Source organism: Bradyrhizobium sp. USDA 4516 (genome assembly GCF_054055915.1).
In genome coordinates this window covers 1,486,806-1,511,191 of the sequence record NZ_JBSRXT010000001.1, presented here as the reverse complement: position 1 = coordinate 1,511,191, position 24,386 = coordinate 1,486,806, and the positions used below count along the sequence as shown (strand labels likewise).

Genomic DNA, 24,386 nt, shown 5'->3' with positions numbered 1-24,386 from the left:
TGCGCCATGCACCCATGGAAGCAAAAGGAAGAATGATCATGTCGGCCAAATCAGTTGAAATCATTCCCGTGAGCGGGACTGAGGTTCTCATTCCGCTCAGCAAGCTCAAGAAATCCCCGAACAATGCGCGCAGGACGCCGCACAGCGAGGCGGCGATCGAAGCCTATGCGGCGAGCATCGCCGCCAAGGGCATCCTGCAAAATCTGGTGGTCGAGCCCGAGTTTGACGGAAAGGGAACGGCCACCGGGTTCTATTTCGTGACCATCGGGGAGGGTAGGCGGCTGGCCCAGCTGCTGCGGGTGAAGCGCAAGGAGATCAGGAAGATCGAGCCGATCCGCTGCGTCGTCGATACCGCGAACGATCCCCACGAGATCAGCCTGGACGAGAACGTTACCCGGGAAAGCATGCATCCGGCCGACCAGTTCGAGGCGTTCAGGAAGCTCCCGGACGAGCGCGGGCTCGGCGCGGAGGGGATCGCGGCTCGCTTCGGCGTCACCGCGCATGTGGTGCGGCAGCGGCTGCGGTTGGGCGCCGTTTCGCCCAAACTGGTGCAGCTCTATCGTGACGGCGATCTGACGCTTGAGCAGCTGATGGCCTTTGCCATCGTCGACGATCATGCCCGGCAGGAAGCCGTCCATGAGCGCTTGCCCTTCGACCCGGATGCCAGCACCATCCGTCGCCTCCTCACCGAAACCCATGTCGCCGCCACGGATCGCCGCGTGCGTCTTGTTGGGCTCGAGGCCTACACGGAGGCGGGCGGCACGGTGCTGCGCGACCTCTTCACCGAGGATCGCGGCGGCTATCTGGAAGACGTCTCGCTGCTCGACTTGCTGGTGACGGCACGGCTCAACCGCGAGGCAGATGCGCTGCGGGCGGCCGAGGGATGGCGGTGGACGGAAGCCCATCTCGACTTCCCGCATGCCCACGGCATGCGCCGGGTCTACCAGCATCCGGTTGAGCTTTCGGCTGAAGATCAGGCCGCACTTCAGGCGGTTCAGACCGAGTTCGACCGGCTGACCGAGCAGCATCAGACGGCCGAGGAACTGCCCGACGACGTGGACGCGCGGTTCGGCGAGCTGGAGACTGAAATCGAGCGGCTGGAGGCGAAACGGCAGGCCTACGATCCCGCCGACGTCGCGCGCGGCGGCGCCTTCGTGGTGCTCAATCACGACGGCACGGTGCGGGTCGAACGGGGTTTCATCCGCCCGGAGGACGAGAAGCCCGAGGCAGAAACCGGGCCGGAAAGCGGCGCCGAGGCGCGGGAGGAGGAGGGTCGGGACGATGAGGAGGGCGCGCCGGATGGCGAAGACGACGAGGGTGCCGCCGACGAGGACGACAGGGACCAGCCGCTATCCGACACTCTTGTTCGCGACCTGACCGCGCACCGAACCTTGGGGCTGCGCCTCAATTTGAGCGAGCAGCCTGACGTCGCCATCGTAGCGCTTACCCATGGGCTCGCCGCCCAAATCTTCTATGTCGGCGCGGCCGCGCATGTGGTCGGCATCCAGCCGGTGAAGACTGATCTCGCTGCGCACGCGGACGGGATCGAGGACACGCCGGCCGGCAAGGCGTGGTCGGATCGCCATGCCAATTGGGCACGGCAGATGCCCAAGGACGTCACCGGATTGTGGGATTTCGTGGCCGAGCTCGACCACGACAGCCGTATGGCACTGTTCGCGCATTGTGTCTCCCTGACGGTCAATGCGGTCAAATTGCCGTTTGATCGGAGGCCGCGGGCGCTAGCGGCGGCCCGCCGTTTAGCCGAGGCCGTGGCCCTCGACATGACCGCCTACTGGCGCCCGACAGCGCGCAGTTATCTCGGCCGGGTCACCAAGGCGGGCATCCTGGCGGCGGTCCGCGAAGGCCTCAGTGAGGAGGCCGCCGAGCGCCTGTCGGCGATGAAGAAGGCCGACATGGCGCAAGCCGCCGAGCAGCTGTTGGCGGCGACCGGCTGGCTGCCGTCGCTGCTGCGGACGGCCCCTCCGCAGGGGACTACCGATCTCCAAAGCGAGGCGCAGGGCAGCGAACCGCATTCGCAAGCAGCTGAGTGCCTCGCCGGGCCCGCGTGGGCGGGCCCGGCGGGCTCAAAAAAATGCGGCCGCGCAGCTGACGGTGTGCGGCCGATTCCATTGATGCAAAGTGGCGATTTCCCCACGCAAGGCTCGCTCCGTTCGGAGGCACGATCCGTCCGATCCGCGCCGATTGCTGCAGCCAGATTGGCCGTAACCGCGCCTCCTTCGACCTTCACCAACGAGACGTAGACCGGAACCGGGAAGTGCGGATCTTGGTCATGACCGCGCGCATCCAGCACGCATTGGGGCGGACAATTCCGGCGGTGCGACCGATGTCCTGTGCGAACATGTGGCCCGGTTTCCTTGCGTTGATCCGGCTTCGTCCTCTCTGCAATTGATGCACGGACATCGGCTTATCTTCCGCCGATCGAGCCGTTGTCTCATGCTGTGACGTCGGCGGTCGCCATGAAAATCTCCGTCAGTTTGGTCATGGGCTCGCGTCAAACGCAGTCACGATTGGGCTGATCAAGCCCGGGGGACGGCAAGCGCCTCGATCGCCTTCCCGCAACGGCTGCGTCTGCTTTTTTCCCCTGCCGCGAAGCGGCGGCATTCCTCGCGAAGCACAAAAAAGCAGGCTTATCGCCGTCCTCCGCTGGCGCTGCGGGCCTTAGCGGCTGCGGGCCGATCGCTCCCCGGGCCAGGGATCGCCATCGAGGCTGCGATGGGCGCCGCCCGAGCAAAACAGACGGAGATCATCATGGCGACCATCGGCACTTTCACCGCTTCCGACAACGGCTTCACCGGCTCGATCAAGACGCTGACGCTCAACATCAAGGCGAAGCTCGTCGCATCCGAGAAGGACAACGACAAGGCTCCCGACTACCGGATCTTTGCGGGGGCGACCGAGTTCGGCGCCGCCTGGAAGAAGACCGCCCGCGACAGCGAGCGCGAATATCTCTCGGTCAAGCTCGACGATCCGAGCTTCCCGGCACCGATCTACGCCTCGCTGGTCAAGGTCGAAGGCGACGAGGGCTTCACACTCATCTGGTCGCGCCGCAGCGGCGACTGATCGGCCACAACCATCGGCCCCGCCTCCTCGGAGGCGGGGCTTTTTTGCGTTTCTTGCGCCGCTTTGGAGAGGGGCAGAGGAGCATTTCTTACGTTTGGAAGAGCGGCCTCGTGGCCCGCTAAAATGCGACCGACCCGACGGATTATTGGCCTGCGTTTGGGGCTGAGCGAACGGGATTACCCGGCGCATTTGCCTCTGATTTTCGATCTCCGAGCATGCTATTTCGCCGGCCTAACGAGCGTTCGCTCCTGCCTCCAGAGCTCGAATTGCCAGCGTTTGTTGAGCGAAAAGCCTCAAGTTTATGTCGTTGAGATCAAGCGCGCGGTGGATCGACTAGACGATTTGAGCAAAGCCAGGCCAATCAGACATGAGGACAGAGCAGGGTCGGGTGTAGGGCAAGATAAAAGCACTGGCGCCGAAGTGCGGCTAGGTGATTGTCTGCACATCCAAGATTTATTGCCATCGACATGGTGCTTGTCACCATAATGTACGTAAACGATTCAATTTTCTCGGTAAGCTCGTCTCTGTATGTTCCAGCACAATTGTTGCGCTGTCAGCGTCCGATCGCCGGACACGCCTAGGGGCGGTAAAGCGCGGAAAGAGGAGGACGGAAGTTGAACCCGCGCGGTATCGCCAGAGGCCGGCCCGCACCACGCCTAGCACCCCGCATCTGAATGGAGGATCCGTTTCCGCCGACGAGAGCACTTGCCGTTTTCAGGCCACCTTGGAAGCGATCGATGGCCGCAGCGAAGAAGGGAGCGTTGGAGGCGCTGCGGAAGGTCGCCCCCGCGGCCAGCGCGCCGTCGTAGCCTGCGAACTGCCCAAGCGGGCTCGTGTAGGAACCCGGGTGGCCCGGCCTCGGTTGAACGGCAGGACCGGAGGAGTTCTCTACGAAAGCGCCAACGGCGATGTCTGGCGGCTAGTCCGCCATCCGCACTCCGGACGCCCGGCGGTTGAGCATCAGCCGAACGCCAGCTCAGGCGGACGGCGTCCATCACCGAGGTCGGACAATTCCTGCGGCCTTCCGTCATGGAACCTGAAAAGATGGCTAGGGAAGGGCCGTGATGCGGTCCTTTGTTCCGCATTGTGTTGACGTTCTGAACGAAATTTCGTGCCCCCACCGTACCCGCTCGAAAGGGAACTCACCGCTGGGACCCTGCGTTGGCCAAGTGTACTTCTACAGCCGCTGGGGGCCGTCAAGAAAGTCGAGCTACTGACGCCGGCCTGCCTCCTTCCGGGATGTGGCATCCGCACTTTTGTCAGGGAGCATCGATGATCGAAGCTGACGACCTCACAAGCGCGCCCGATGAAATCAGCGCGGCCCAGTGGCGTCAGATCGTCAATGGCGCGACTGATACGGCCATCATCAGCGCCGATGAACGCGGACTCGTTACCAGCTGGAATACCGGCGCGAGCCGGATCCTTGGCTGGAGCGAACCCGAAATGCTCGGCAAGTCCTTGGACCGGATCTTTGCCGCAGACGCTGGCCAGGCGCAGTTGCGCAAAGAAATGGAAGATGCGATCGCGCACGGTAGGGGCGGCGGCGAGGAAGGCTGGCGCCTCCGCAAAGACGGGAGCCGTTTCTGGGCGGTGGGCGAACTGAGCCCGATCCGCGAGGGCGGAAAGATCGTCGGTTTCGTCAAGATCCTGCGCGACCGCACGATCCAGCGGGAGGCCGAGGAGATGATCCGTGAAGAGCGGCATTCGCTCGAAGTGCTCAATCGCGCCGGATCGGCCCTCGCCCTCGAGACTGATCTCCAGCGCCTGGTGCAAATCGTAACGGATGCGGGCGTCGAACTCAGCGGTGCCGAGTTTGGGGCATTTTTCTACAACCTCACCAACGAGGCCGGCGAAAGCTACATGCTCTACACGCTTTCGGGAGCGCCGCTGGAGGCATTTTCGAAGTTTCCGATGCCGCGAAATACCGAAGTGTTCGCGCCGACCTTCAACGGCGAGGGCATCGTGCGCTCCGACGATATCACCAAGGATCCCCGCTATGGCAAGAATGCGCCGCGTCGAGGCATGCCCGAAGGCCATCTGCCCGTCCGGAGCTATCTCGCCGTTCCCGTGATTTCGCGGACGGGGGATGTGATCGGAGGCCTGTTCTTTGGCCACGGCAAGCCTGGCGTCTTTTCGGAGCGCTCCGAGCGGGGCCTCTCGGGGCTCGCCGCCGAAGCGGCCGTGGCAATCGACAATGTCCGTCTTTCGCAGGCGTCGCATCGCGAAATCGCAGAACGCAAGCGTGCCCAGGAGGCGCTCGTCGAGTTGAATGCCACGCTGGAAAAGCAGGTGATCGAGCGCACCGAACAGCTTAAGCGCAACGAGGAGGCGCTGCGGCAGTCCCAAAAGATGGAAGCGGTGGGGCAGTTGACGGGTGGGGTCGCCCACGACTTCAACAACCTCCTCCAGGTGATCATGGGAAATCTCGACACGTTGCAGCGTAATGTTCCTTCGGATTCCGCGCATCTGCAGCGCGCCGTTCGTCACGCGATGAATGGCGCCCAACGGGCGGCCTCGCTTACCCAGCGCCTTCTCGCGTTCTCGCGCCGCCAGCCCCTCGATCCCAAGCCGATCGACGTGAACGTTCTGGTCAACGGCCTTTCCGAGATGGTCCATCGCACGCTCGGCGAGACGATCGCCGTGGAGACCGTGCTCGGCGCCGGGTTGTGGCGCGTGGAAGCCGACCCCAATGAGCTCGAGGCTGCCATCCTCAATCTCGCCGTCAACGCTCGCGATGCCATGCCAAATGGGGGAAGGCTAACACTTGAGACCGGTAACGCCCACATCGATGAAGCCTATGTCGCGGCACATAGGGAAGTGGTGGCGGGCCAGTACGTCGTCATATCGGTCACCGACACCGGCGTTGGCATGGACCGGCAGACCGTGGCGCAAGCGTTCGAGCCCTTCTTCACGACGAAACCCGTCGGCAAAGGCACGGGACTTGGGCTGAGCCAAGTGTATGGCTTCGTCAAGCAGTCGGGCGGTCATGTAAAGATTTATTCGGAACTTGGGCAGGGCACCACCGTCAAAATTTACCTGCCTCGCCTGTTAGGCGACTCGTCGGATGACACCACACCTAATGAGACGCTCAATCCGGAGGCGACCCAGGAAGAGACCATTCTCGTCGTCGAGGATGACGCCGACGTCAGAGCCTACTCTGTCGACAGCCTCCGCGAGCTCGGCTATCGCGTGCTGGAGGCCCATGATGGGCCGGCGGCTCTGCGGATTCTAGACCGGCAACCCCGAGTGGATCTCCTGTTTACAGACGTGGTCCTTCCGGGCGGTATGACGGGCGCGCAGGTCGCCGCTCAAGCCAGAGCCATCCGCCCCTCCTTGAAGGTGCTGTTCACTACCGGATATGCCCGCAACTCGATCATTCATCACGGCCGGCTCGATAAGGGCGTGCAATTGATCGTCAAGCCCTTCAGCTTCAATGAACTGGCCGCCAAGGTACGCGACGTGATGGATCAAATCGAAAACTGAGCGATGGGGCGCGCAGCAGAACGAGTTGGCTTTTCTGCCGTGACACGACAAGGATGATCATCGGCATCGAGCATTGGCCGTGGCGGCACCGATCGGGTCAAGTCAGCGCGGCGGCCGACGCTCGCCAGCCCACCGCATCTGACTTCACGGGGGCAACCTCGATCGTAACCTTTTCCGTCCTGCCGCAGGTAGAGCACTCGAATGTATGGTCCTCGAATCCCCGCTCGCCGGAAGAGATACGCGACAGCGCGAGCCCGTGCTTGCACACCGGGCACATCGGGCGATCGTTTAGGGACTCCATGCGGCTGGCCTCGAAGGCAACATCGCAGGCGCTGCGGAGGACGGTTCGACTCTTACGCCTGGAGGAGGCCGCCGCCTTTGGCTATCCTCGCGAGCGCTAGTTCTGAATAGCGGGCCGTGAGACCTTTGGCTATCCGCGACAGGCGCCGTAGTTCAACGGCGGGCGACGGTCCCTGCAGTTCAATGGGGCAGCACGATTATCGTTCCTTCGACCTGCCCCGGTCGCCGCTGAAACCGCCGACGTCCGCCGACGTTGCTTTCAGGAGGTGGGTCGCAACGAGATTGCTCCGATGCTGGGGGGCGTCGACATCGGTCCGCAACACAGCCGGTCAATTGTGCGGGAATCGGCGGGCGGCTGCATCAAGGAAAAGCCGGAATTGTCGCCCGCCCTGCGTCTGCAATTGGAGCGGCTCCCGAAAACCGAAGCCCCTGACTCGGCCCCCTCGGGCTCGCCGATCTGTGTTCACGCGGTAGCCGCCGCCCGCCGGGCTATAAAACCGCGCGTCCAAAGCGCTCCTCGCAGACGCTAGGACTTATTGTTTTAATGTCTTAGGTTCAAATCGGCGGAGAGCCGCCGACTCAGCCCCAAGGGGCTGCATGGAACTTCCGCCGCCAAAGCCACTAATAGCGAGCCAGATTGGCAGGTCCCCTACCTTCGAGATGCTTGTCGATTGTCCGTTTCGCTGCAGCGATCGCTTCCTGGGTACGTTGATAGGTCATTGTTCTGATCGTTTATCCGCCAGCGATCGGCGTCGCTTCCAGCAAGAACCCGCCGCCGGGTTGCTCGATAATCACCAATCGGTGCGCTAGATATTCAAGTTCGTCCGTCACGTTGGTAATCTCGTTCTGGATTTCGGAACAGGCGGGTAAGGCCCGGAATGGTCCAAATGTCGAGGTTGGTCTTCCGGGCGCAGCAAGCTCTGCGTTGGTGTCAGCGCTCTCCCGGCCACCAACTCGATGGCGGCCGCTTCCGGCTTTAGGTGGTTTGCCTGACCAGGGCGCGACGCCGCCCGCTTAAAATACACACGGGCCGTTGGCTCTAGCTCCAGGATGTAAAGTGCAAAATTCTGACGAGTTGATGGCTGCGGCGGTACGTAAATGTTTCTTACCTAAGAAGGAGTAGGCTCTGGGCTTGACCGACGCCTCGGGTCGAAGCTGGCACTGAAGCGCTAGCCGTCGTGGGATTGAAGGTCGCACGCGACGCAAAACAAGCCGCTAGGAATTCGCCATTCCGCGCAGGATACGCAAGCGTGGGTCAAGGCGCGCCGCCGGTCAATGAAAGAGTTTTTCGAGCTCCACGAGAATATGCATATGATCCTTCGTGGTAACCGTCATCGCGCGCTGCGACCGTGTTGGATCTTGTCGGGGTTGACTGGCGAAATGGTGATCACGATTGCGGGTTGGACCACGCAGACAATGGACACCGCCCGACATTGCCGGGTGGGTGGCCGCGGGTCGATGCTGAACTCATCGGGCTCGCTGCGAAGTTTGAGCCGTTAGTGCGCGAATACTACGCGCGGCATGCAGAATGGGCGCGGTTGCACACGAAGATGCATGAAGAAATGGACGAGCGGTTTGGTGAGGGTGCGCCGATCGATGTGTGGGATAAAGCAAATAACAGATCTCTGACCGAAAAGGCAGGTTCTTTGAGGAGGCCCGCGACAGGCTGGGTATTACGGAGATTTGCGAGCATCGGCGGCTGAAGGCAAAAGCACTCGTTGCATTCTGGCACGCCAGTCCGCTTTGTACGGGTGATCGCGAGTTCTCTCAAGACGAAGCCGCCTTTCAGAATCTGTTCCAGTCGCTGAGTTCTGTGGGCTTGCGGGTAGTGATCGGGCCACGGGGTACGCAATGCCCGAGTGGCCGAACGTCGAGCAGCAAGATGAAGACGACGAGGCGGCCTGAAACGAGCTAGCTCGCGCTGGCTCAAGAAAAAGACGCCGCCGGTCTCAATAATACACGCCCGGCGGCGTTTCCTTCCTGAACTGGGACGCTGAAATCCCCAGCACCAAGCAAACTGCAGGGGCTGTGCCACGGGCCAATGACGCAGCAAGTGCGCGTGATATGTGAGGCCGTTCACACGCGATCATCACGAGTCGGCCTAACGTACCGATGGGTGGCAACTCGGTGTCGGAGAATTGTGATGCCGTTTTTCAGCAGCCAAAGCTTGGCGTCAGCAGCCGCTGCTTCAGTGCTCAGTATTCTCGTCGTGGGAGCGCTTGCCTTTTCGGCCGTTGGTTATGTGGAGTGGTCATCGGGCGTTAATCTGATCCATTTCATGGGCCGGACTGCCGCGGATGCCTCAACGCCGGTTCTGCCGCTCAAGGGGCGAACAGGTTGCGAGCAGGGCAATAGGCCGCTGCCCGCGCTTTCTCTACCGCTCGAATGACGCCGACCTAAAGCGACAGCGCCCGATGTCCCTAGGAGACTAAACCGCCAACGGGCAGGCAGGGCCTCATCGCCTGCTGGCGACGTGCATCGGCGAGTTTGTGCCTGGCTCGGGCGCCCCCATAGTTGCCCATATGGCAATGCCTATGGCCAGCGCTAACAGCACGGTCTTTGTAGCAATCTTGTCGCCAGACATCTTGAGACGCCTCTCATGCGTCAGCGTGGCAAATCTCAAAAACTACGCCGCCGGGCCCGAAATGGTTTGTCCCGGCGGCGCCCTGTCATTCCCAGCGCTAGGGCCCTGAAATTCCCAACGTCACTTGCTTAACAGGTACCCGGAGTGACGGCTGTTGCCTAACTCACACAAGGTCCAAAAGAGGAGCCGACGCTCAGGGCCGGTGCGCCAGCTCCTCCGAAACGTGACCGTGCTGCGTCCCCAACGGTCCCGTCCCTCAGAGAAGCCTGCGCCGATCACGTTGCTGATTTGCTAACGCCTCGGGAACAAGTGGGAATGCGAAGAGTCAATTCGTTGCTCCCGCGATCAGGTGCCCCCCCGACCGGGAGTTGAGTGGCGACCCTGGTGCCCCCAGCGCCGGGGTCGCTTGTATGCGTCCCCCTGAGGCTCTCGGCAAGTGCGACGTCGAGTGCAATTCAGGCTGCCGCGGATGTACCGGCATTCTGCCTGAACCGAGGTGGCTCTTGCTCACCGGCACCCGCGCCCCCAGCAGTCGAAACGACGGCCTCAGCGATCCCCAAGCTGGGGCCGTTTTCGCGTTTTGTGTGTAGAATTGGCCGCGGGCGCGGAAGACACGCCATCGGGGCCCGGGCTGTTGCGGCGAACAGGGAGGCGATTGGGGAGCGTTTGTCGTCGACCAGATGGGCTTACAGGCACCTGCGGGATAGCTTGCCATCCACACCAACATGCCCGCCACCGTTCCAGCCGACGTCGACAAGGCCCTCAAGGGCGGCAACCCACCGCCGTCCAGTCTCTCCGCAGAGGAACGACGCGCCTATGAAGAACTGGTCAGAACTCTGGCGCGAACATGCTCACCGGAGGTCACCCATGAAAAGATTGGAGGCGATGCGCCAGTTTTCGGCGTAGCTCGAGTGGTAGGCTTTAGCCCACGAGCTATGGGAGTGCTATGGTCACCATTGTCAATTTGGGATTGGAGGACGTTTGATTAGTGCTCGACCAAACGCGCCGATCATTGCTGCCGCCTCATGATCTCCACGATCATCGAGAATGCGATGAAGCGTCCTCGCACTTTCTTGGAATACGGGCAAAAGCGATGGGTCACGTTCGCACAAGACACCTGCGATACACAGTGCAAGGGCCTCCACACCCATCTTCGCTTGAGCTAAAGGATCTGCTGCCATCTTTTCCTGCCTCCATCGACAGTTTAATCGTACACTGCGCGGTCCCGGGCTCAGTTTTTGTGACGACGCTCGCTCCGGGAGGTGATCAGGCCCTTCAATTCCTCGACAAGACGCCGCCTGATGAAGTTGCGTTCTGCGTCAGTCAGTTGAGTGTCCAACAGCCGCCGGTACCGCCGTACATTTGCTTCGCGAGTCCACCGAGCATCCGCGCGGGATACTCTCAACGGCCGATGCCGCTTCGTCGCAGCATGTCGTTCGGAATCGCAAACGGCGCGCACCGGCTTGCTCAACCGAGGCAGCTGCATCGCCATTCCACCGCGCGGCGGCGGATCCTCCTCGTCGTCCAGCCGCTTCAGCGCCGCCAGGATATCGGCGAGGCGCAACCGATGTGGAATGCCAGGGATCTCCCGCAGGGTCGGTTGCGATTCGATGACGTACATATCCGATGCCCAGGACGATAGGATGACGCGCTTCTCGTCTGTCGAGAGCCGCGCGTCATTCAATACATCGCCAGGTGAATTGTAGTGGGATACTGAATGAAATAGCGACTCATTGATGTTGGCATTGCCATTGACATGGCTCATGTCGTGCCTCCCGTTTCTCCGTTCGCCTAGAGGCGCGTTGCTGAAGGCTTGAATATAGAGGTCGGCGACGGTCATACGCCGCCGACCTCTGACGTTAGTTGCTGTTGATCGCGATACGCTTGACGTTCGACCGTGACTGCTCGGACCTCGGCAGCGTTACAGTGAGGACGCCGTTCTTGAAGTCGGCCTTCGCCTTATCTTCCTCGACGCCATCAAGCGGAATCTGGCGCTCGAAAGAGCCGTAATATCGCTCGCTGACGAACTTGGAATCGTCGCTGCGTTCTGCTTTCCTTTCACCCCGGATTGAAAGGATGCCGTTGGCGATTTCAACCTGGACATCCTTTTCGCTGAGGCCTGGAAGCTCGGCGGAAACCGTAACCTCCTTATCGGTCTCATTCAGTTCCAGGCGCGGCCAGCTAAACTGGCCCTCCATCAACGGAGCGTTGATGCGACCGAATGAACCGAAGCCGCGGAAGGCGTCATCGAACAAACGGTTCATCTCGCGGTGAAGCGTGAGAAACGGATCGAATGCCTCTCGTCCGGTTGAGAGTTCTTGCCCTTTGCCCCAGGGAACGAGATCCCGAATACCCATGATATCCTCCTTAACTTGACATGCAGCTGGTCAGCGCACGGACGGTTACCGTCCGTGCGTGTTTTGGCCCAATAGGAAGCGGGCTCAGGCCGCCTTCTGCGTGATCTGTCCGCCAGGAGCGCCACTTCCGATGGCAATACGCCGAGGCTTCATGGCCTCGGGGATTTCGCGCACGAGCTCGATCCGCAGCAGACCGTTCTCGACCATTGCCGACTTGACCTGCACGTAGTCGGCGAGGTTGAACTGTCGCTTGAACGGACGCGCCGAGATACCCTGATAGAGGTATTCGTGCTGGTCCTTGTCGCCCTTGCGGCCTTCCACGGTCAGCACGTTCTGCTCAGCCGTCACCGAAATCTCGTCCTGGTTGAAGCCGGCCAGTGCGACCGAGATCTGGTAACGGTCCTCTCCGAGCCGCTCGATATTGTAGGGCGGGTAGTTGTCTTCGGACCGTTGCTGGGTTTCGTCGAGAAGATCGATGAGGCGGTCGAATCCAATACTCGAACGCCACAGGGGAGCGAAATCGTATGTCCTCATAGCCAAGTCCTCCAGAGAGCAAGATGGATACGAAGGAGCGCAAGACGATCGGTGCAAGACACCTGTCCGGCGCCCTGGTTGCTTTGCCGAGCCCAACCTGGCGCCCGGCACCGCCCGTAAGCGGCAAAAATCCAATTAGAAAAACGGCGATCAGTTTCAAGAGCGTTCGCAAAAATTTTTTGGCTTGGTTTTAGTCGGGTTATTCCGGCCCGCGCACCGGAACCGAGTTCGGGCAGTTGGCTCGCGAGGGCACGCCGGCCATCTGCGCCGGGTCGGGAGACCGCTCAATGCTGAACCTCGCGCGGGATCGGAGAGTTTGCACTTTGTCCCCGGGCGTGCCAGTCCCATTGCGGTATTTCCATTTGCTCTGGGGCCGGCTGCCGTGCAAAGGCTCGCCACGAAGGCACGCGTCATGTGAGATCCGTTGCGCAGCCGGCGCGGAAGCCTAGCTTGCAACTGACCTGTCAGAATTTCAGCCGGCCAATTCGGGCAATTCGCTCCGCAGGCCAGTCATAATGAAGTTCACGCCTATCGCCGCTACAATGAGCGCCATGGTGCGGGTCATAACGTTGATCCCGGTTTTTCCCAGGAACCGCTCAATCGCCGCCGCCGTCCAGAGTGTCAATCCGATCAGGAATGTTGCGATGATTGACGCCGCAGCAAGCAGCGCCTTCGAAAGCCAGCCAGGATTATCATTGGAAAGGGTGATCATGATGCCGACTTCGGCTGGTCCGACGAGCAAAGGGAATGCAAACGGTGTTATCGCCATTCCATGGATATCTACCTCGCTGCTGTCAACTCCGGTGGATTGCAAGAATTTCCCATACTGTGCCTGAAACATCTCGAGCGCGATGACCAGTGCGAGCAACCCGCCCGCGATACGAAAGTCATCGAGGCCGACATTGAAGAAGCCGAGGATCTGCTTGCCGAGGACCGCGGCCCCCACAAAGAAAACCGCAACCGCCGTGCATGCCAAGACGATGATACGATGGATATTTGCGCTTCGCGCCTGCCGCGTGATCGCAAGAAAGACTGGAATGGCTCCGACCGGATTCGTCAGCGCATAGAGCAGCATCGTGATTCCGACGAACTGATTCCAAAGCATAGTCGCAGCCCACCTTGGACAGCTGAACGCCGCCGCCCTCAATCCTTTTCGATGGTAATTTGTGACTCAGCTGCGAGGCCAGCCAGCCAGTGAACTCACTATTGTACGACGCAAAACGTCATCTGGAATGTCGGCGGATTTACACACGATAATGCGTGGCGCCTCGCTACGACCGGCCCAGACCAGGCTGTATTTGTGAATTAAACCGCCCGACTTGATGCTTTCAAGGGCCTCGGTAAGTAAATCGTGAAGCTGTGCCGTCATGATGGAGCCCCGCAGTTAGGTGCCCGACGCCTCCAATTCAGTCATTTCCAATTCGCAACATCGCGCGAGCGAGCTCGAGCTCACTGATTGCCTGGCGCAATGCCCGGCGGGCCGCACTCTTGTCGCCGTTCGCACAGGCTGCGCTCAATTCAGCAAGGTGTCGACGCGCCGTGTCGGCGTGCGCCACAAGATCCGCAGCCCCTGCAAAGCTGGATGCCCGTTTCGAGTCCATGGTCAAATTGTCTCCGAGGACCTTTCGGTAAGCTGAAGCTTGCTCACAACAGACGATGGGAGCAGATTCGGCCATTTCAAGGGTTCTTGGCCATGGTCGCAGCCCGGAAGGCTTGTGATCGTAGAGCCGCTCAGAATTCGGTCAGCACGGTTGTCGCTGGAAGCTTGATCGAGCCGACCGGGTCCATGGGACAAGGGGGATCCTGGAACATCCCGGTTGCTGGCCTCCTTGTGTCGGTTGCCAAGTCATCGATCGCAATGGCACGGCCGTCGCGCCCGTGCCATACGAGTACGCCGAGCATCTTGTGCTCGGCATCGTGAGATTAGCGAGTAGGACCTTCTCCACGGAGCGCCTATGACGGTCCATGTCCATTTGATGACGATGCATCTATGACGAAAGTCGCGAGCGCTGGATCGCTCTCGACTCTAAGCGGCGTTCGATTCCAAACCGTTTGAGATCGCCGGAAACGAAATCGTCGGCAAGTCGTCCGGCGCATGATGGGTGTGGCACACTAACCTCAACCTCACATGCCTTTTAGGCGTCCCTCGTGGACGTCGATTGATTGTGCCTTCAGGCGCGTCACGAGGCGAGACAAGCCGTGGTTTTTGGTCACGTGCTGGAAGATCTAGAAGCATGTATTGTACTCCAAAAGAGGGGCGTGAGCTGGGGATACTCGACGGGATAGGAGACTAGAGCTGACGTCCGCAAGGTTTTGGCAGCCAAACAGGAGCGTCCGGTGCTCGCGACCAGGGCGCTTTTTGTTTGTGAGGCTCACTCCCGCTCTACATCGACGATACATCCTCGCTTTCCGTTGGCGAGGTGAGCGCCAGAACCAGAAGTCTCGCCGAGCGGGCGCAGCGGGAAGGGCGCCGGCTGGGCTTCATCGTCATCGACTATCTGAAGTACCTGAAAGCGTCATCCCAATATCGTGGCCAGCGTCACTATGAGATCGGCGAGATCTGCGGTGGTCTGAAGTCGCTGGCCAAGGAGCTGAATATCGTCGTCATCCTGCTCGCGCAGCTCAATCGAGAAGTCGAGAAACGAGATGACAAGCGGCCACAGCTTTCCGATCTGCGTGAGAGCGGCGACATTGAGGCGGACGCCGACACGGTGCTGTTTCTCTTCAGGGAGGAATATTACCCGTCCAAGCTCGAGCCGAAGCCGGGCACACCCGAGCACATGGAGTGGCAGACGAAGATCGAAAGCTGCCACAACCGCCTCGAGATCATCGTTACGAAGCAGCGAAGCGGGCCCACTGACTCGTCAGGGTATTCTGTGACCCCGCAGCACAGCTATGCGCTCGACTTGGTCGCGACGATCACGCGGCTGCAGGCATCGTCGCCGACCAAGCTGGCGGTGCGCTGCCCTCTGGGTGCCGAACCGCGCGATCGCGACCAACATCTCCAAGCCGGTGCAATGCGACATGATGCCGATCAAGCGGGCAGGTGGGTGGTACGAGGCGCCGGGCGCGACGATGGAGCGGGCGGTTGATCTCGCTGCGTTCAGGATACATCCCGGCGCGACGATGCTTTGAGGAGATGGCGAGATCAGGCAGCGTGACAAATGCATAGCGAAAGTGTCATTAGGAGACGAATGAGCATTTTGAACCGTTTGAGTATTTTTGAATGAAAACAATTATTTAAGCGAGTAACGTGGGATATAGAAGCCCGCCGCTGCCCCTAGTATTTATTCCTCATCACCGCACGGCTTTGGGTATCTATCGGTGATGAGATCGCCGTCACCGCGCTCCCGCCTTCTTGCAACGGAAAGGAGTGCGCTGTGGTCATCAAGCGTCGCAATCGAACGAAACATACCAAGACATTCGAAGAGAGATTGGCCGAGGAGGCCGCTCGCTTCAGGGTCGCTGCTGCGCAGCTCCCGCCGGGCACTCAGCGCGAGCTATATCTCCGCCGAGCGCGTCAGGCCGAAACGGCAGCCCATATCAACGAGTGGCTGACATCGCCAGGGCTACAGCCGCCTAAGGCGCTCGAGGACGTACACATGAGGAAGTAACATGACCCCCAGAGAACGCCGTGACATGCCGTGGATTATTGGAGCTGCCACTTTGGTTTTTGTCCTGTCGATCGTCGTTGGCGGCATGACGTACTTCCGGTAGACAGCCGGCCGTGTGGAGCGAGATCCCCAGTGGATTGACTTTTGCAGTCGTAGCCAATATTCGCGCGCAAATCAGCTTGAGTGAATAGATGCGCCCGGCGGCTCCCGTCCGGGCGTCTCTCGTTTCAGGCAGCTTTCGCGTCGATCGGTTTGATCTTTTCCAGGTCGCTGCCAAGTTCTTGTTCGGCCATCTGCACGTCATAGGCATTCTGCAGGTTCAGCCAAAGCTGAGCAGAGGTTTTCAGCGCCTTGGACAGGCGAAGAGCAGTGTCCGCGGTAATCGAGGTCTCCTCGTTCGCAATACGCTCAATCCTGGTACGGGGAACGCCGCAAACCTTGGCGAGCGCACCGGCCGAAATGTCGAGCGGGATGAGAAATTCCTCGCGTAGCACCTCACCGGGGTGCATTGGGGGCAGTTTCTTTGCCATATGACCCTCCTTGGTCTGGCTAGTGGTAGTCAACGAACTCGACCTCCTTTGGACCTTCAGCGGTCCATGTGAAGCAAATGCGGAACTTATCGTTCACGCGGATGGAATATTGCCCCTTGCGGTCGCCTTTCAGGGCTTCAAGGTGATTGCCGGGAGGGGCCAAAAGGTCGCGTAGGTTCACAGCTGCGTTCAGATACTGGAGCTTACGGCGAGCTAGCTTGAGCAGATCGGCCGGAAAGCCTTTCTTGGCTTTGCCGTTGAAGGCTGCTTCGGTCAGCTCGTCCTTGAAGCTCTTGATCATGATCGGAGTGTATCATACGGTGATACGCCTCGCAAGAGGTTTGTATCATAATATGATACGTTCTTGTAGATCCGCAAGTTTTCCGATGCGGAATCCTCCTACCGAATAGGTGGGAGCCGCGGGATTACCACGCCGCTCTGGAGTGCGCTTTGAAGCCGGGCGTCGGCGCGCGATCGGGATTTGGCATCGTCGAGCCGGCAAGGATGACGTTTGCCTGCACTGGGCGGCCGCGTCGGCATTCGAGCGGCCCGCAGGGGCGCAAAGCGATCTTTTCATTCGGTTCAAGAACGGGGCGACCTGTCAGGTCGTCGGCTCGGATAGCTATAACTCGACGTCGGGTCTCCTCCAGCCGGTGTGACATTCTCCAAACGGGCGCTTGCGAACCCAGCAGCGTATGCGTATCTCGCCCCGATCCAACCACGCCAAGTCGATACTGGACGTGGCGCGCGAGAGCTCTGACTGGTTCGCGCAGGTTCTGACTGTCGACAACACGGGCGCGATCTCGCGTGAAGCCGTTGAGATCCAGCGCAGGGAGTATCTACGGCGACGAGGCCGGCGATGCGCTGATCGAGCAGGAATATTTCTGTTCCTTCGAGGCTGCGGTTCTCGGCTCCTGTTGGGGCAAGCAGATCCGAGAGGCAGAGCAGGGCGGCCGGATCCCCGATGTCGCGGTGAATCGCTATCTGCGCGTGAACACCGCGTGGGATATCGGTGTCGACCATGCGATGGCGATCTGGTGCTTCCAAGTCTATTTCATGTTCCTAGCCCGGTGCTCCATGCGATCCCGGCGCTCAAGAGCTTCTACGCTGAAGCCAACACGTTCTGGGGCAAGGTCTGGGCGCTCACGGGGCGTTCGGTCATGGTGCTATGGGGCTTGTTCCTGACCGGCATCGGGACCGTATTTCAGTGGCTTGATCCAATTGCCGCGGCGCTTGGCGATCCTGATCTGAAGGCCCAAGTGATGGAGGCGCTGGAGGACAACCCGCAGTACCTCGCTTACGTGTTGATGGGATCTCAGCCATCACTATCGCGGCTCGGCTTCGATCGGTTGGGAAGGCCTGACCGATGTGGGAGACCGTCATTGGATGGTTCTTGAAGGGGCCGCTTGACCGCATCTTCAGTACCGTGGACAACGCGATTAACAATGAGACGACCCGAGAGCAGGTCAAGGCCGATCTCGCGAAGTCCTACCTCTCGTCTCAAGTCGCTATTTTAACCGGTCGCGGATGGTGGTTCCCACTACTGTTCATCGTGCCAGCAGGCTTCTGGTTTGCTGCTGTATGCATCTATTCAGTCCTTTGGTGCAAGGCATGCGCCTTTCCACAGTCGTGGACGATTGCTGCGCTTCCCTCCCCACTGGATCAATGGATGGGAGCCATCTTTGGCTAGCTGTTCATCGCCAAAGCTGGCGGCGAAAATTGTCGCGCGACTTAAGCGGTAGGGCAATGCGAAGTGGAAAGGATATCCGAATCCAGCTGCTCGAAAACCAGCTGACCGAAAGCTATGACAAGCGCGTGTTGGCTGCCGATCGCCTCGCCGAAGCCATTCACAGCACGCGTACCGCGTTGGAAGCCCTGACCTCAGAGATACGGGCAAAGCGATGAACCAGATCATCAATCAGTTTCGACGCATCTTCGCCGGCGACGGGCGCGGGGACAAAGATTTCACGCAGCAGGAAGAGCGGTTGAAGAAGGCTCAGGATGAACTGAAGGAAGCATCCGCTTCATTGGCGCGAGCCGCTAACCATCTCGCCGACTTCGTCAAAGCCAGGATGTGATGGAGTTCCAGCCTTCATGATCGTTCTCTCGGTTCTCACCATCGCCATCGCGCTCAGGAGTGGCGCGAGTGGCGAACGAATCCGCCTGATCTTCTGGACAGGCGGTAGCTCGGCCTGATGCCTTCACGCCTGTTTCCCTCCCTAGACTTTCCCAGCGCCCTTTCGTTCACGCCGGGATGTTGAGGAAGTTACGACCTTGCCCCCGGGTGTGATTCTGATGCTGTGCCCATTAGGGCAGCTAAGATCGGATATCGTCCGGGACGCGAAGGCAAGCGTTGCTGCCGAAAGGATCAACGCTAGCTCGCGACAAATCGGGCACAGATACTTTTTGTCTGTAGGCGATATTGGCGACGCCATCGGGCTCTCCGCCAAAACACTGCCGGGAAAACGCAGGTTAGGATTGCGGGTTCCCGTGCTGGCTCTCCTCTTGCGGGAAAGGATCGTGCGTTTTGCGGCCGAGGAAGGTGTCAGGCGGAGGTAGTTTTTAATAGTTCAGCCGCCTTTGCAATGGGTTCGCGGACGAATGCGGTCTGCTTGGATATTTGGGCGGCTTCATCGTGAACCCGATGAACAGGTTGGATTGGCATGGCTGTGCTCCTTGGCTTTGCAGGCGGGAGCGCTCTCGGTCTCTCACCACCGACGCCTACGGGCAGATGACGCTGGAGCGATTTTGCTCAATAGTGAACATAAGCTGGCGCCTAATCGGCGTCGGGCTCTTCTTTGTGCCTCGCCACTGAACCATCAGGTGCGTGTTCGCCCTGCGAGAAAGGTAGGATATCTCGCTGTAACAAATTGATGCAGAAAGTGCGCTCCGCCGGGCGCAAGATTCACTTCGGTTATTTCGGGAACCCTACTTTGCCAAGATCCTCCATGGCATGGGGCAGGTGATTTTCATTTCCTATTTTTACAGCCCTAAAATGACGACCGCTGCATCCTGGCGGACAGCGGTTCGGCAATCAGTCTAGGCCCCAGCCAGTCCCCTCGCTGGGGCCTTTTTTTTGGAACAGAGGGCCACAGGCGCGGTTCTAGTCTCGCTTTGATGAGGAGTGGGACGACCCCTCGGCCTCAGTGCTCTTCCCGGGCGCTGGGGCCGTTTTTGCAGTTTGAGGTTAGCTCACTTTGTTGCGGCTGATCGCGAAGGAAAAGCGGACCGTCATAACGGGGCCGGCGTCGTCCCGGACCTCGATCTCCATTTGCTCAGCGCCGCTACCGCTGAGGGTCGCTACGGCATCACGGGCCATGCCGCCTAAAGATCGCGCAGCCTCGTCCTGTGCCGCGTCCAGATCCCGAAGATCGAGGCCTTCCTCGTCAGGGGTTGTTCCGTTGCCATCCTTTAAATCGAAGTAATACCGAGGCATTGAGCGCGCCCATTCATTTCCTAACATTTCAAAGCGAAATTCGGAGGCGCGTTCCTAGTGGCCCCGCTTTTTGAAATGCGGGCGGCCTGTTTGGGGAGCACAGGAACAGGTCCTCATTCGGCGGTTGGGTCATCGGCGGAGCTGCACCTCGATCACATCGCGGGTCGTGCCGGCATGCGGCGAGACGATCGCGACCTCGCGCTTGGCGAGCTGATTGATCAGGGTTGATTTGCCGACATTCGGCGGACCGGCGGTCGCGACCACCAGGCCGTCGCGCAACCGCTCGCCTCCGGACAAGTCGAAGCACAAGGTCAATTTCGACAACCTCACGCCGCTGTTTCCCAATCAGCGTTGATTGGCGGTGATGGAGTGCGCGATGTTCTGCATCAGCACCGTTTTGCCGGTGCGTGGCGGCGCCACGATCAGCGCGCGCACTACCCCCCGCGGCATTCCGACAACGACGGAAGCCGAGCTCCAGCGACGCCCCCGCGCTGGGGCTACTTCTCTAGGCCATCACCCGAACGGGTCTTTGCCTGGCTGAAGAATGGCGCAGGGCGCGCTTCCAGCAGTTGCTGGATGGACCGGCACCGAGAATCGGCATTCGGGGCGGCGCGACTCTATCTGGAGGTTGGGGCGCGGCGCATGGCAGCTGAGCGGGGGCTTGTTTAGCGAACCCTGGTAGGCTTGCTCATCTCCGCAAGCCCGCCAGCAGTAATGCGATAGCTGACCTTTCCGTCAGCTTCTCGAATCTCAATCCACTGATGGCGAAGTAAGGTCAGCTTCAACTTTGCCTGATCTGGCAGATCGACAGCGGGGACCCATTCACCGCCCCGAAGGTGCTCCAGAAATTGCCGATGGCGATGATTGAACGAAGTGGCCAAGCCAAGTCCAAAGAGCAAAAATTGTTCAGAGTGGACGAATCCAGCAGTCCAGACATCATGGGCATCGAAGGCCCGTCCGTCGTGATCCAAATGGATCACTGACTTATCCCGCGCGAGGCCGACCCGTGAAATACAGCGACAGAACGCTCCCGACGCGATAGAGTGAGTTGTTGAACACAACCGAATGCGTCAAGTGGCTCGTGTATTGGGAGATCGTTCATGAGATTCGTTTTCCTCGGTATCGCAATGGTCGGAATCGTAGTCGGGACACAAGCAAAGGCAGGCGCGAGCCGAGACTATGAAGTTGACTACTACGCGGAGCGACAGCTTCAGACGCAGGTTGGAACGTTCTACAAGCCATGCGGTACCGGCGCCGCCACAATGAACGGGCAGCGAACGCACTACTTCAAGAAGTCGCAATCATCATGTCTGGTCACTGGGGGACATCCGCCGCCAGCGACAATAAGCTGCGAGTTCACCCAAGCGGGTTGCACAGACGCTCTCGCACATGCGTTTCCGCTCATCCCTCACGCACCCGGCTTCAGCCTGAGCATGGGTGCTGCACCCGCGCTGTTCCAAGCTAGCGCCGTTGACCAGGAGCTTTATAAGCGAAACAAGCGCGATTCCGGCGTGAAGTAAATCGGATTGGAGCTTTACGCGACTTAGGTGGCCTCCGGATTAGCCGCATTTGGAGCCGCCGCCTTTGCCGCGGCCAGTTCATTCGCCTTGTTAGCGCTGAGCGCTTTGATTTCCGCCAGCCGCATTTCTCGCTTATGCTTTTCATCAGAAAGCATCTCGATCAAGTCAATCAACATCTGAGCCTCGCCGGGCTCGATGTCGACGATTAGATTCACGTCCTTTTCCATGTGGGCGCCAATATTGCCAACGATGCGAACCGCGTCGATCGCATCCACGCTCTCGTGCGTTACGCCCTTTGGAGCCGTATGATCGTCTAGCTGTTTTCGTCGATTAACGGCGGAATCTGCCTCCTAGAATTTCAAAGTCGTGCGTAGGCCGAAGACTGTTGCGTTCTTAAGCGCTCGGCCCGGGATCGGCCCCGCCGGGTCCGTTGCTCCGCCCCCGGGATGAATGATGTATTGGAAATTTGGCTGCAGGGTCCAGCCGTCCCGTAACTGATATTGATACACCGCCGTCAACAGTCCTTCGAAGCTGCGCACCGGCCATATCGGACCAAAGAGTACGCGATAGTCGACGTCCAGTGACTGAGCCCGCCTCGAGACGTGGGCGTAGCCAGCAGCGATGCCGAATTTGTCGTCTGGTCGTTTGTCGCTGAGGCCGATGAACTCGAGTCCGGCGTCAGCGTAGAGATCAATCAGATTGCGGTCCGCGGGAGCGCCGGAGATGCGAGCGAAAACGCCGATTCCCCGATCATCGCTTTTGGGCACGCGATAAATCTGCTGCTCGAAGACTGCCCATCCGCCGACATCGCCTGTCAACATCAGGGGAGTGCCGCTGCTGGCCGGCGCCGCAAGCGAAACGCCGTTGCTGGCGAGTTGAAGATCGGAGAATGGCCCGAGGTGACGCCACCCGCCGAACTTGATCTGGCCCGTCAGATTGGGATCGCCCTTCGTGTTGTTCCAGGAGTACTGGATTTGGCCCAGCAGAAGGGGCGGATCGTTAATCCGGAAGTTGACGCCATATCGGTTGCGTTGTTGTGGATCGCCTGGGCCCGGACCCGCCTGGTTGCCGTCGAAGACGCCGCCAAGAATGGATAGCTGATCCGTGATGTTGACCAGCAGCCGGGTGCCCATTGCCGCCAACGGCGGCGACGGACCGCCGCTGGGCAGGTCGAGAGATGTGATTGCCGGCCACCCCATCGATGCGTTGGTGAAGACATCTGTATATTTCGTGTTGAAGAACTCGCTATCGGCGGCGAGCTGCCCGAACTTCAGGGAGACCTTTTTGTTACCCCACTGCTTCTCGAAGTAGGCTTCGTAAAGTCGCGTCGACGGCAATGCCTCGATGCCGCTGACGACGAAGAGATTGTCGAGATAGTTGCGCGACAGTCCCGCACCGTGAATCTGGAACATATTGGCGTGGAAGGTAAGCTTGTCGATGCCGGCGAGCTTCTGCAGGTCGACATCGACGGCAAGGTTCAGCCGGCCTTCATAGATCGCTCCCTGCTTCAGCCCGCCGGAGAAATTTCCGAGCGTCTCGCCGATGTAGGTCGCGGCGAATTTGATCCCGTATTTTTGAAACTTGTTCGGCAGAAGTCCAAGCGTCTTCTCCTCGATGGTGCTCTCGCCGGTGTCCGGATCGGCAGGCTTGTCTTCGTCGGTCTTCTTGTCTTCCTGCGCGAAAGCGTGGGTGCCGGCGAGAAGCCCCGCAACAAGGACCGTCAGCGTCAGGCATCTAACGACCATGTTCAATCGAACCGCATAGCGAGGAGTCCGCAAGACAGGGGCACATTGGGACACGGTTGAATAGCAAACTCAAGAGGGCGCGCGCGCTGGCCGGTTCCGCCCAGGTGATTTTCCAAGCCCGTGATTTTTGCGGCAGCGCGAGAGGCGAGCCGGCTTTGAAAACGGCAACCCCGGGAACAATCGGAACTTTGCCTTGACGCTGCCGTTCGTGAGTGGGGCCAGAAATGGAGGAGAGTGAGATGAATAAGCTGATCGTCTGCGGCGCCCTTGCCGCTTTTGTGCTCGGTGCGCAGGCTGCGAGCGCCGCCGAATTCTACATCGTGCGCGATGCCGCGACTAAGAAATGCACGGTCGTCGACACAAAGCCGACAACTACCACCACGACGGTCGTTGGCGACGGCGTCTATAAGACCAAGACGGAAGCCGAATCCGCCGTGAAGACCACCAAGGTCTGCACCGAACAGTGATGATCCGTCGGCCATGGTTCGGGCCGGTCGGAAGGACAAGGAGGATGAACGATGCCTGTATTTCTGTTGTGGGCCGTTCCCGCCGTCATCGTGATCGGCGGCGCCGGCTATTGGCTGATTCACATACACTGATCAAACTACGATGATCACGAAGCGGCCCGTCCGGTCATGTCAGGCGAGTCGCTTTTCTGCCGGGCCGGCGCCCTTTTCGGACGGGCAGCGGACGAAGCCAGGCAACCACGCCAACCGCCGTACGTTGACCCTCGAATGGGGCGCAGCTACGGAGCCGCCGATGATCGAAACCGATACCCTTTTGGTGAAGTGCCCCAACTGCGGCGCTTGGCCTATGGCGGCGGGCCCGAACGCCCCCTATTCCCATCAGGACGTTCGGCTGAGATGCGCCAAGTGCGGCCATGGCGAGGATGGCCGGCTACGACGCTCCACGTCCGTCGAACGCCCCCCACAGCAGCCGCATGCCGTTTGAATCATGAAGATACGCGCGCACTTGCAAAGCCACATCGTCGAGCTCGATGACGGCTCGAGATGGCAGATCTTTCCGGGCGATCTCGACTTGACGCTGAACTGGGAGCCCGAGACGGACCTGATGGTTCTCGATGCAGACGACGAAGTTGCGTCTCATGTCCTGGTCGGTAGTGGCGCAAAGGTGCGCGCGAGGCCCGTGGGCGACAGCTGGCCTGCGACGCAAGTCAAGGACGCGCTGAAGGGCGGTTGAGC

Annotated in this window: 22 protein-coding genes and 2 pseudogenes; 12 read left to right on the top strand and 12 right to left on the bottom strand. The window is 60.0% G+C overall.

Going from position 1 to position 24,386, the window contains the following annotated elements:
- Positions 1–38 precede the first annotated feature (38 nt).
- The 5 genes and pseudogenes from ACVI1L_RS07060 to ACVI1L_RS07040 all read left to right on the top strand — a co-directional run.
- Positions 39–2,261 (top strand): ParB/RepB/Spo0J family partition protein, encoded by a 2,223-nt coding sequence (locus ACVI1L_RS07060; RefSeq protein WP_456782574.1) that lies wholly within the window; start codon positions 39–41, stop codon positions 2,259–2,261.
- A gap of 508 nt (positions 2,262–2,769) precedes the next feature.
- Positions 2,770–3,081, top strand: coding sequence for a DUF736 domain-containing protein (locus ACVI1L_RS07055; protein ID WP_456782573.1), 312 nt, complete (start codon positions 2,770–2,772; stop codon positions 3,079–3,081).
- A gap of 1,272 nt (positions 3,082–4,353) precedes the next feature.
- Positions 4,354–6,564 carry a PAS domain S-box protein gene (locus ACVI1L_RS07050; RefSeq protein ID WP_456782572.1) on the top strand — a complete coding sequence of 737 codons (2,211 nt, stop codon included), beginning with the start codon at positions 4,354–4,356 and terminating at the stop codon, positions 6,562–6,564.
- A gap of 2,443 nt (positions 6,565–9,007) precedes the next feature.
- Positions 9,008–9,253 (top strand): hypothetical protein, encoded by a 246-nt coding sequence (locus ACVI1L_RS07045; RefSeq protein ID WP_156436217.1) that lies wholly within the window; start codon positions 9,008–9,010, stop codon positions 9,251–9,253.
- A gap of 839 nt (positions 9,254–10,092) precedes the next feature.
- Positions 10,093–10,284, top strand: a pseudogene (locus tag ACVI1L_RS07040) (epoxide hydrolase); the annotation flags it as partial.
- A 395-nt stretch (positions 10,285–10,679) separates the two neighbouring features.
- On the opposite strand, the gene ACVI1L_RS07035 reads toward ACVI1L_RS07040, so the two are convergent.
- From ACVI1L_RS07035 to ACVI1L_RS07025, 3 genes are all read right to left on the bottom strand, one after another.
- Positions 10,680–11,288, bottom strand: a complete 609-nt coding sequence (locus ACVI1L_RS07035; RefSeq protein ID WP_456782571.1) for a hypothetical protein — start codon at positions 11,286–11,288, stop codon at positions 10,680–10,682.
- A gap of 19 nt (positions 11,289–11,307) precedes the next feature.
- Positions 11,308–11,805: an Hsp20/alpha crystallin family protein gene (locus ACVI1L_RS07030; protein ID WP_026193316.1), complete on the bottom strand. Its 498-nt coding sequence runs from the start codon at positions 11,803–11,805 to the stop codon at positions 11,308–11,310.
- A gap of 84 nt (positions 11,806–11,889) precedes the next feature.
- Entirely contained in the window at positions 11,890–12,339 is a 450-nt protein-coding gene (locus tag ACVI1L_RS07025) for an Hsp20 family protein (RefSeq protein WP_092088751.1), read from the bottom strand.
- A gap of 23 nt (positions 12,340–12,362) precedes the next feature.
- Here ACVI1L_RS07025 and ACVI1L_RS07020 point away from each other — a divergent pair, with 23 nt between their 5' ends.
- Complete coding sequence (locus tag ACVI1L_RS07020) at positions 12,363–12,533, top strand: hypothetical protein (protein ID WP_158074180.1); 171 nt, start codon at positions 12,363–12,365, stop codon at positions 12,531–12,533.
- Positions 12,534–12,811: 278 nt separating this feature from the next.
- Here the strand turns inward: ACVI1L_RS07020 and ACVI1L_RS07015 are convergent, their stop codons facing one another.
- Together ACVI1L_RS07015 and ACVI1L_RS07010 are read right to left on the bottom strand one after the other, a co-directional pair.
- Positions 12,812–13,444: a MarC family protein gene (locus ACVI1L_RS07015; protein ID WP_456782570.1), complete on the bottom strand. Its 633-nt coding sequence runs from the start codon at positions 13,442–13,444 to the stop codon at positions 12,812–12,814.
- Positions 13,445–13,510: 66 nt separating this feature from the next.
- Positions 13,511–13,708: a hypothetical protein gene (locus tag ACVI1L_RS07010; protein WP_456782569.1), complete on the bottom strand. Its 198-nt coding sequence runs from the start codon at positions 13,706–13,708 to the stop codon at positions 13,511–13,513.
- A gap of 1,018 nt (positions 13,709–14,726) precedes the next feature.
- Between ACVI1L_RS07010 and ACVI1L_RS07005 the strand changes: the two genes are divergently transcribed.
- Entirely contained in the window at positions 14,727–15,431 is a 705-nt protein-coding gene (locus ACVI1L_RS07005; RefSeq protein WP_083714969.1) for a DnaB-like helicase C-terminal domain-containing protein, read from the top strand.
- A 749-nt stretch (positions 15,432–16,180) separates the two neighbouring features.
- Here ACVI1L_RS07005 and ACVI1L_RS07000 read toward each other — a convergent pair.
- Together ACVI1L_RS07000 and ACVI1L_RS06995 are read right to left on the bottom strand one after the other, a co-directional pair.
- Positions 16,181–16,483, bottom strand: a complete 303-nt coding sequence (locus ACVI1L_RS07000) for a HigA family addiction module antitoxin (RefSeq protein ID WP_092088747.1) — start codon at positions 16,481–16,483, stop codon at positions 16,181–16,183.
- 19 nt (positions 16,484–16,502) lie between these two features.
- Entirely contained in the window at positions 16,503–16,784 is a 282-nt protein-coding gene (locus ACVI1L_RS06995; protein ID WP_092088745.1) for a type II toxin-antitoxin system RelE/ParE family toxin, read from the bottom strand.
- Between the two features lie 769 nt (positions 16,785–17,553).
- Between ACVI1L_RS06995 and ACVI1L_RS06990 the strand changes: the two genes are divergently transcribed.
- Positions 17,554–17,880, top strand: coding sequence for a hypothetical protein (locus ACVI1L_RS06990; protein WP_456782568.1), 327 nt, complete (start codon positions 17,554–17,556; stop codon positions 17,878–17,880).
- Positions 17,881–18,384: 504 nt separating this feature from the next.
- Complete coding sequence (locus tag ACVI1L_RS06985) at positions 18,385–18,561, top strand: hypothetical protein (protein WP_456782567.1); 177 nt, start codon at positions 18,385–18,387, stop codon at positions 18,559–18,561.
- Between the two features lie 1,109 nt (positions 18,562–19,670).
- On the opposite strand, the gene ACVI1L_RS06980 is transcribed toward ACVI1L_RS06985, so the two are convergent.
- The 3 genes and pseudogenes from ACVI1L_RS06980 to ACVI1L_RS06970 all read right to left on the bottom strand — a co-directional run bounded on the left by ACVI1L_RS06980 (position 19,671) and on the right by ACVI1L_RS06970 (position 20,899).
- Positions 19,671–19,919 (bottom strand): DUF6894 family protein, encoded by a 249-nt coding sequence (locus tag ACVI1L_RS06980; protein WP_028344455.1) that lies wholly within the window; start codon positions 19,917–19,919, stop codon positions 19,671–19,673.
- A 138-nt stretch (positions 19,920–20,057) separates the two neighbouring features.
- Positions 20,058–20,207 (bottom strand): annotated as a pseudogene (locus tag ACVI1L_RS06975) (GTPase); the annotation flags it as partial.
- 377 nt (positions 20,208–20,584) lie between these two features.
- Positions 20,585–20,899, bottom strand: a complete 315-nt coding sequence (locus ACVI1L_RS06970) for a hypothetical protein (RefSeq protein ID WP_157183483.1) — start codon at positions 20,897–20,899, stop codon at positions 20,585–20,587.
- A gap of 120 nt (positions 20,900–21,019) precedes the next feature.
- Between ACVI1L_RS06970 and ACVI1L_RS06965 the strand changes: the two genes are divergently transcribed.
- Positions 21,020–21,439, top strand: a complete 420-nt coding sequence (locus ACVI1L_RS06965) for a hypothetical protein (RefSeq protein ID WP_456782566.1) — start codon at positions 21,020–21,022, stop codon at positions 21,437–21,439.
- 23 nt (positions 21,440–21,462) lie between these two features.
- On the opposite strand, the gene ACVI1L_RS06960 is transcribed toward ACVI1L_RS06965, so the two are convergent.
- Positions 21,463–21,714: a hypothetical protein gene (locus ACVI1L_RS06960; RefSeq protein WP_456782565.1), complete on the bottom strand. Its 252-nt coding sequence runs from the start codon at positions 21,712–21,714 to the stop codon at positions 21,463–21,465.
- A gap of 75 nt (positions 21,715–21,789) precedes the next feature.
- Entirely contained in the window at positions 21,790–23,184 is a 1,395-nt protein-coding gene (locus tag ACVI1L_RS06955) for a carbohydrate porin (RefSeq protein ID WP_456785525.1), read from the bottom strand.
- Positions 23,185–23,423: 239 nt separating this feature from the next.
- Here ACVI1L_RS06955 and ACVI1L_RS06950 point away from each other — a divergent pair, with 239 nt between their 5' ends.
- Both ACVI1L_RS06950 and ACVI1L_RS06945 read left to right on the top strand, forming a co-directional pair.
- Positions 23,424–23,651: a hypothetical protein gene (locus tag ACVI1L_RS06950; RefSeq protein WP_076829459.1), complete on the top strand. Its 228-nt coding sequence runs from the start codon at positions 23,424–23,426 to the stop codon at positions 23,649–23,651.
- A gap of 505 nt (positions 23,652–24,156) precedes the next feature.
- Positions 24,157–24,384, top strand: coding sequence for a hypothetical protein (locus ACVI1L_RS06945; RefSeq protein WP_233475235.1), 228 nt, complete (start codon positions 24,157–24,159; stop codon positions 24,382–24,384).
- Positions 24,385–24,386 lie beyond the last annotated feature (2 nt).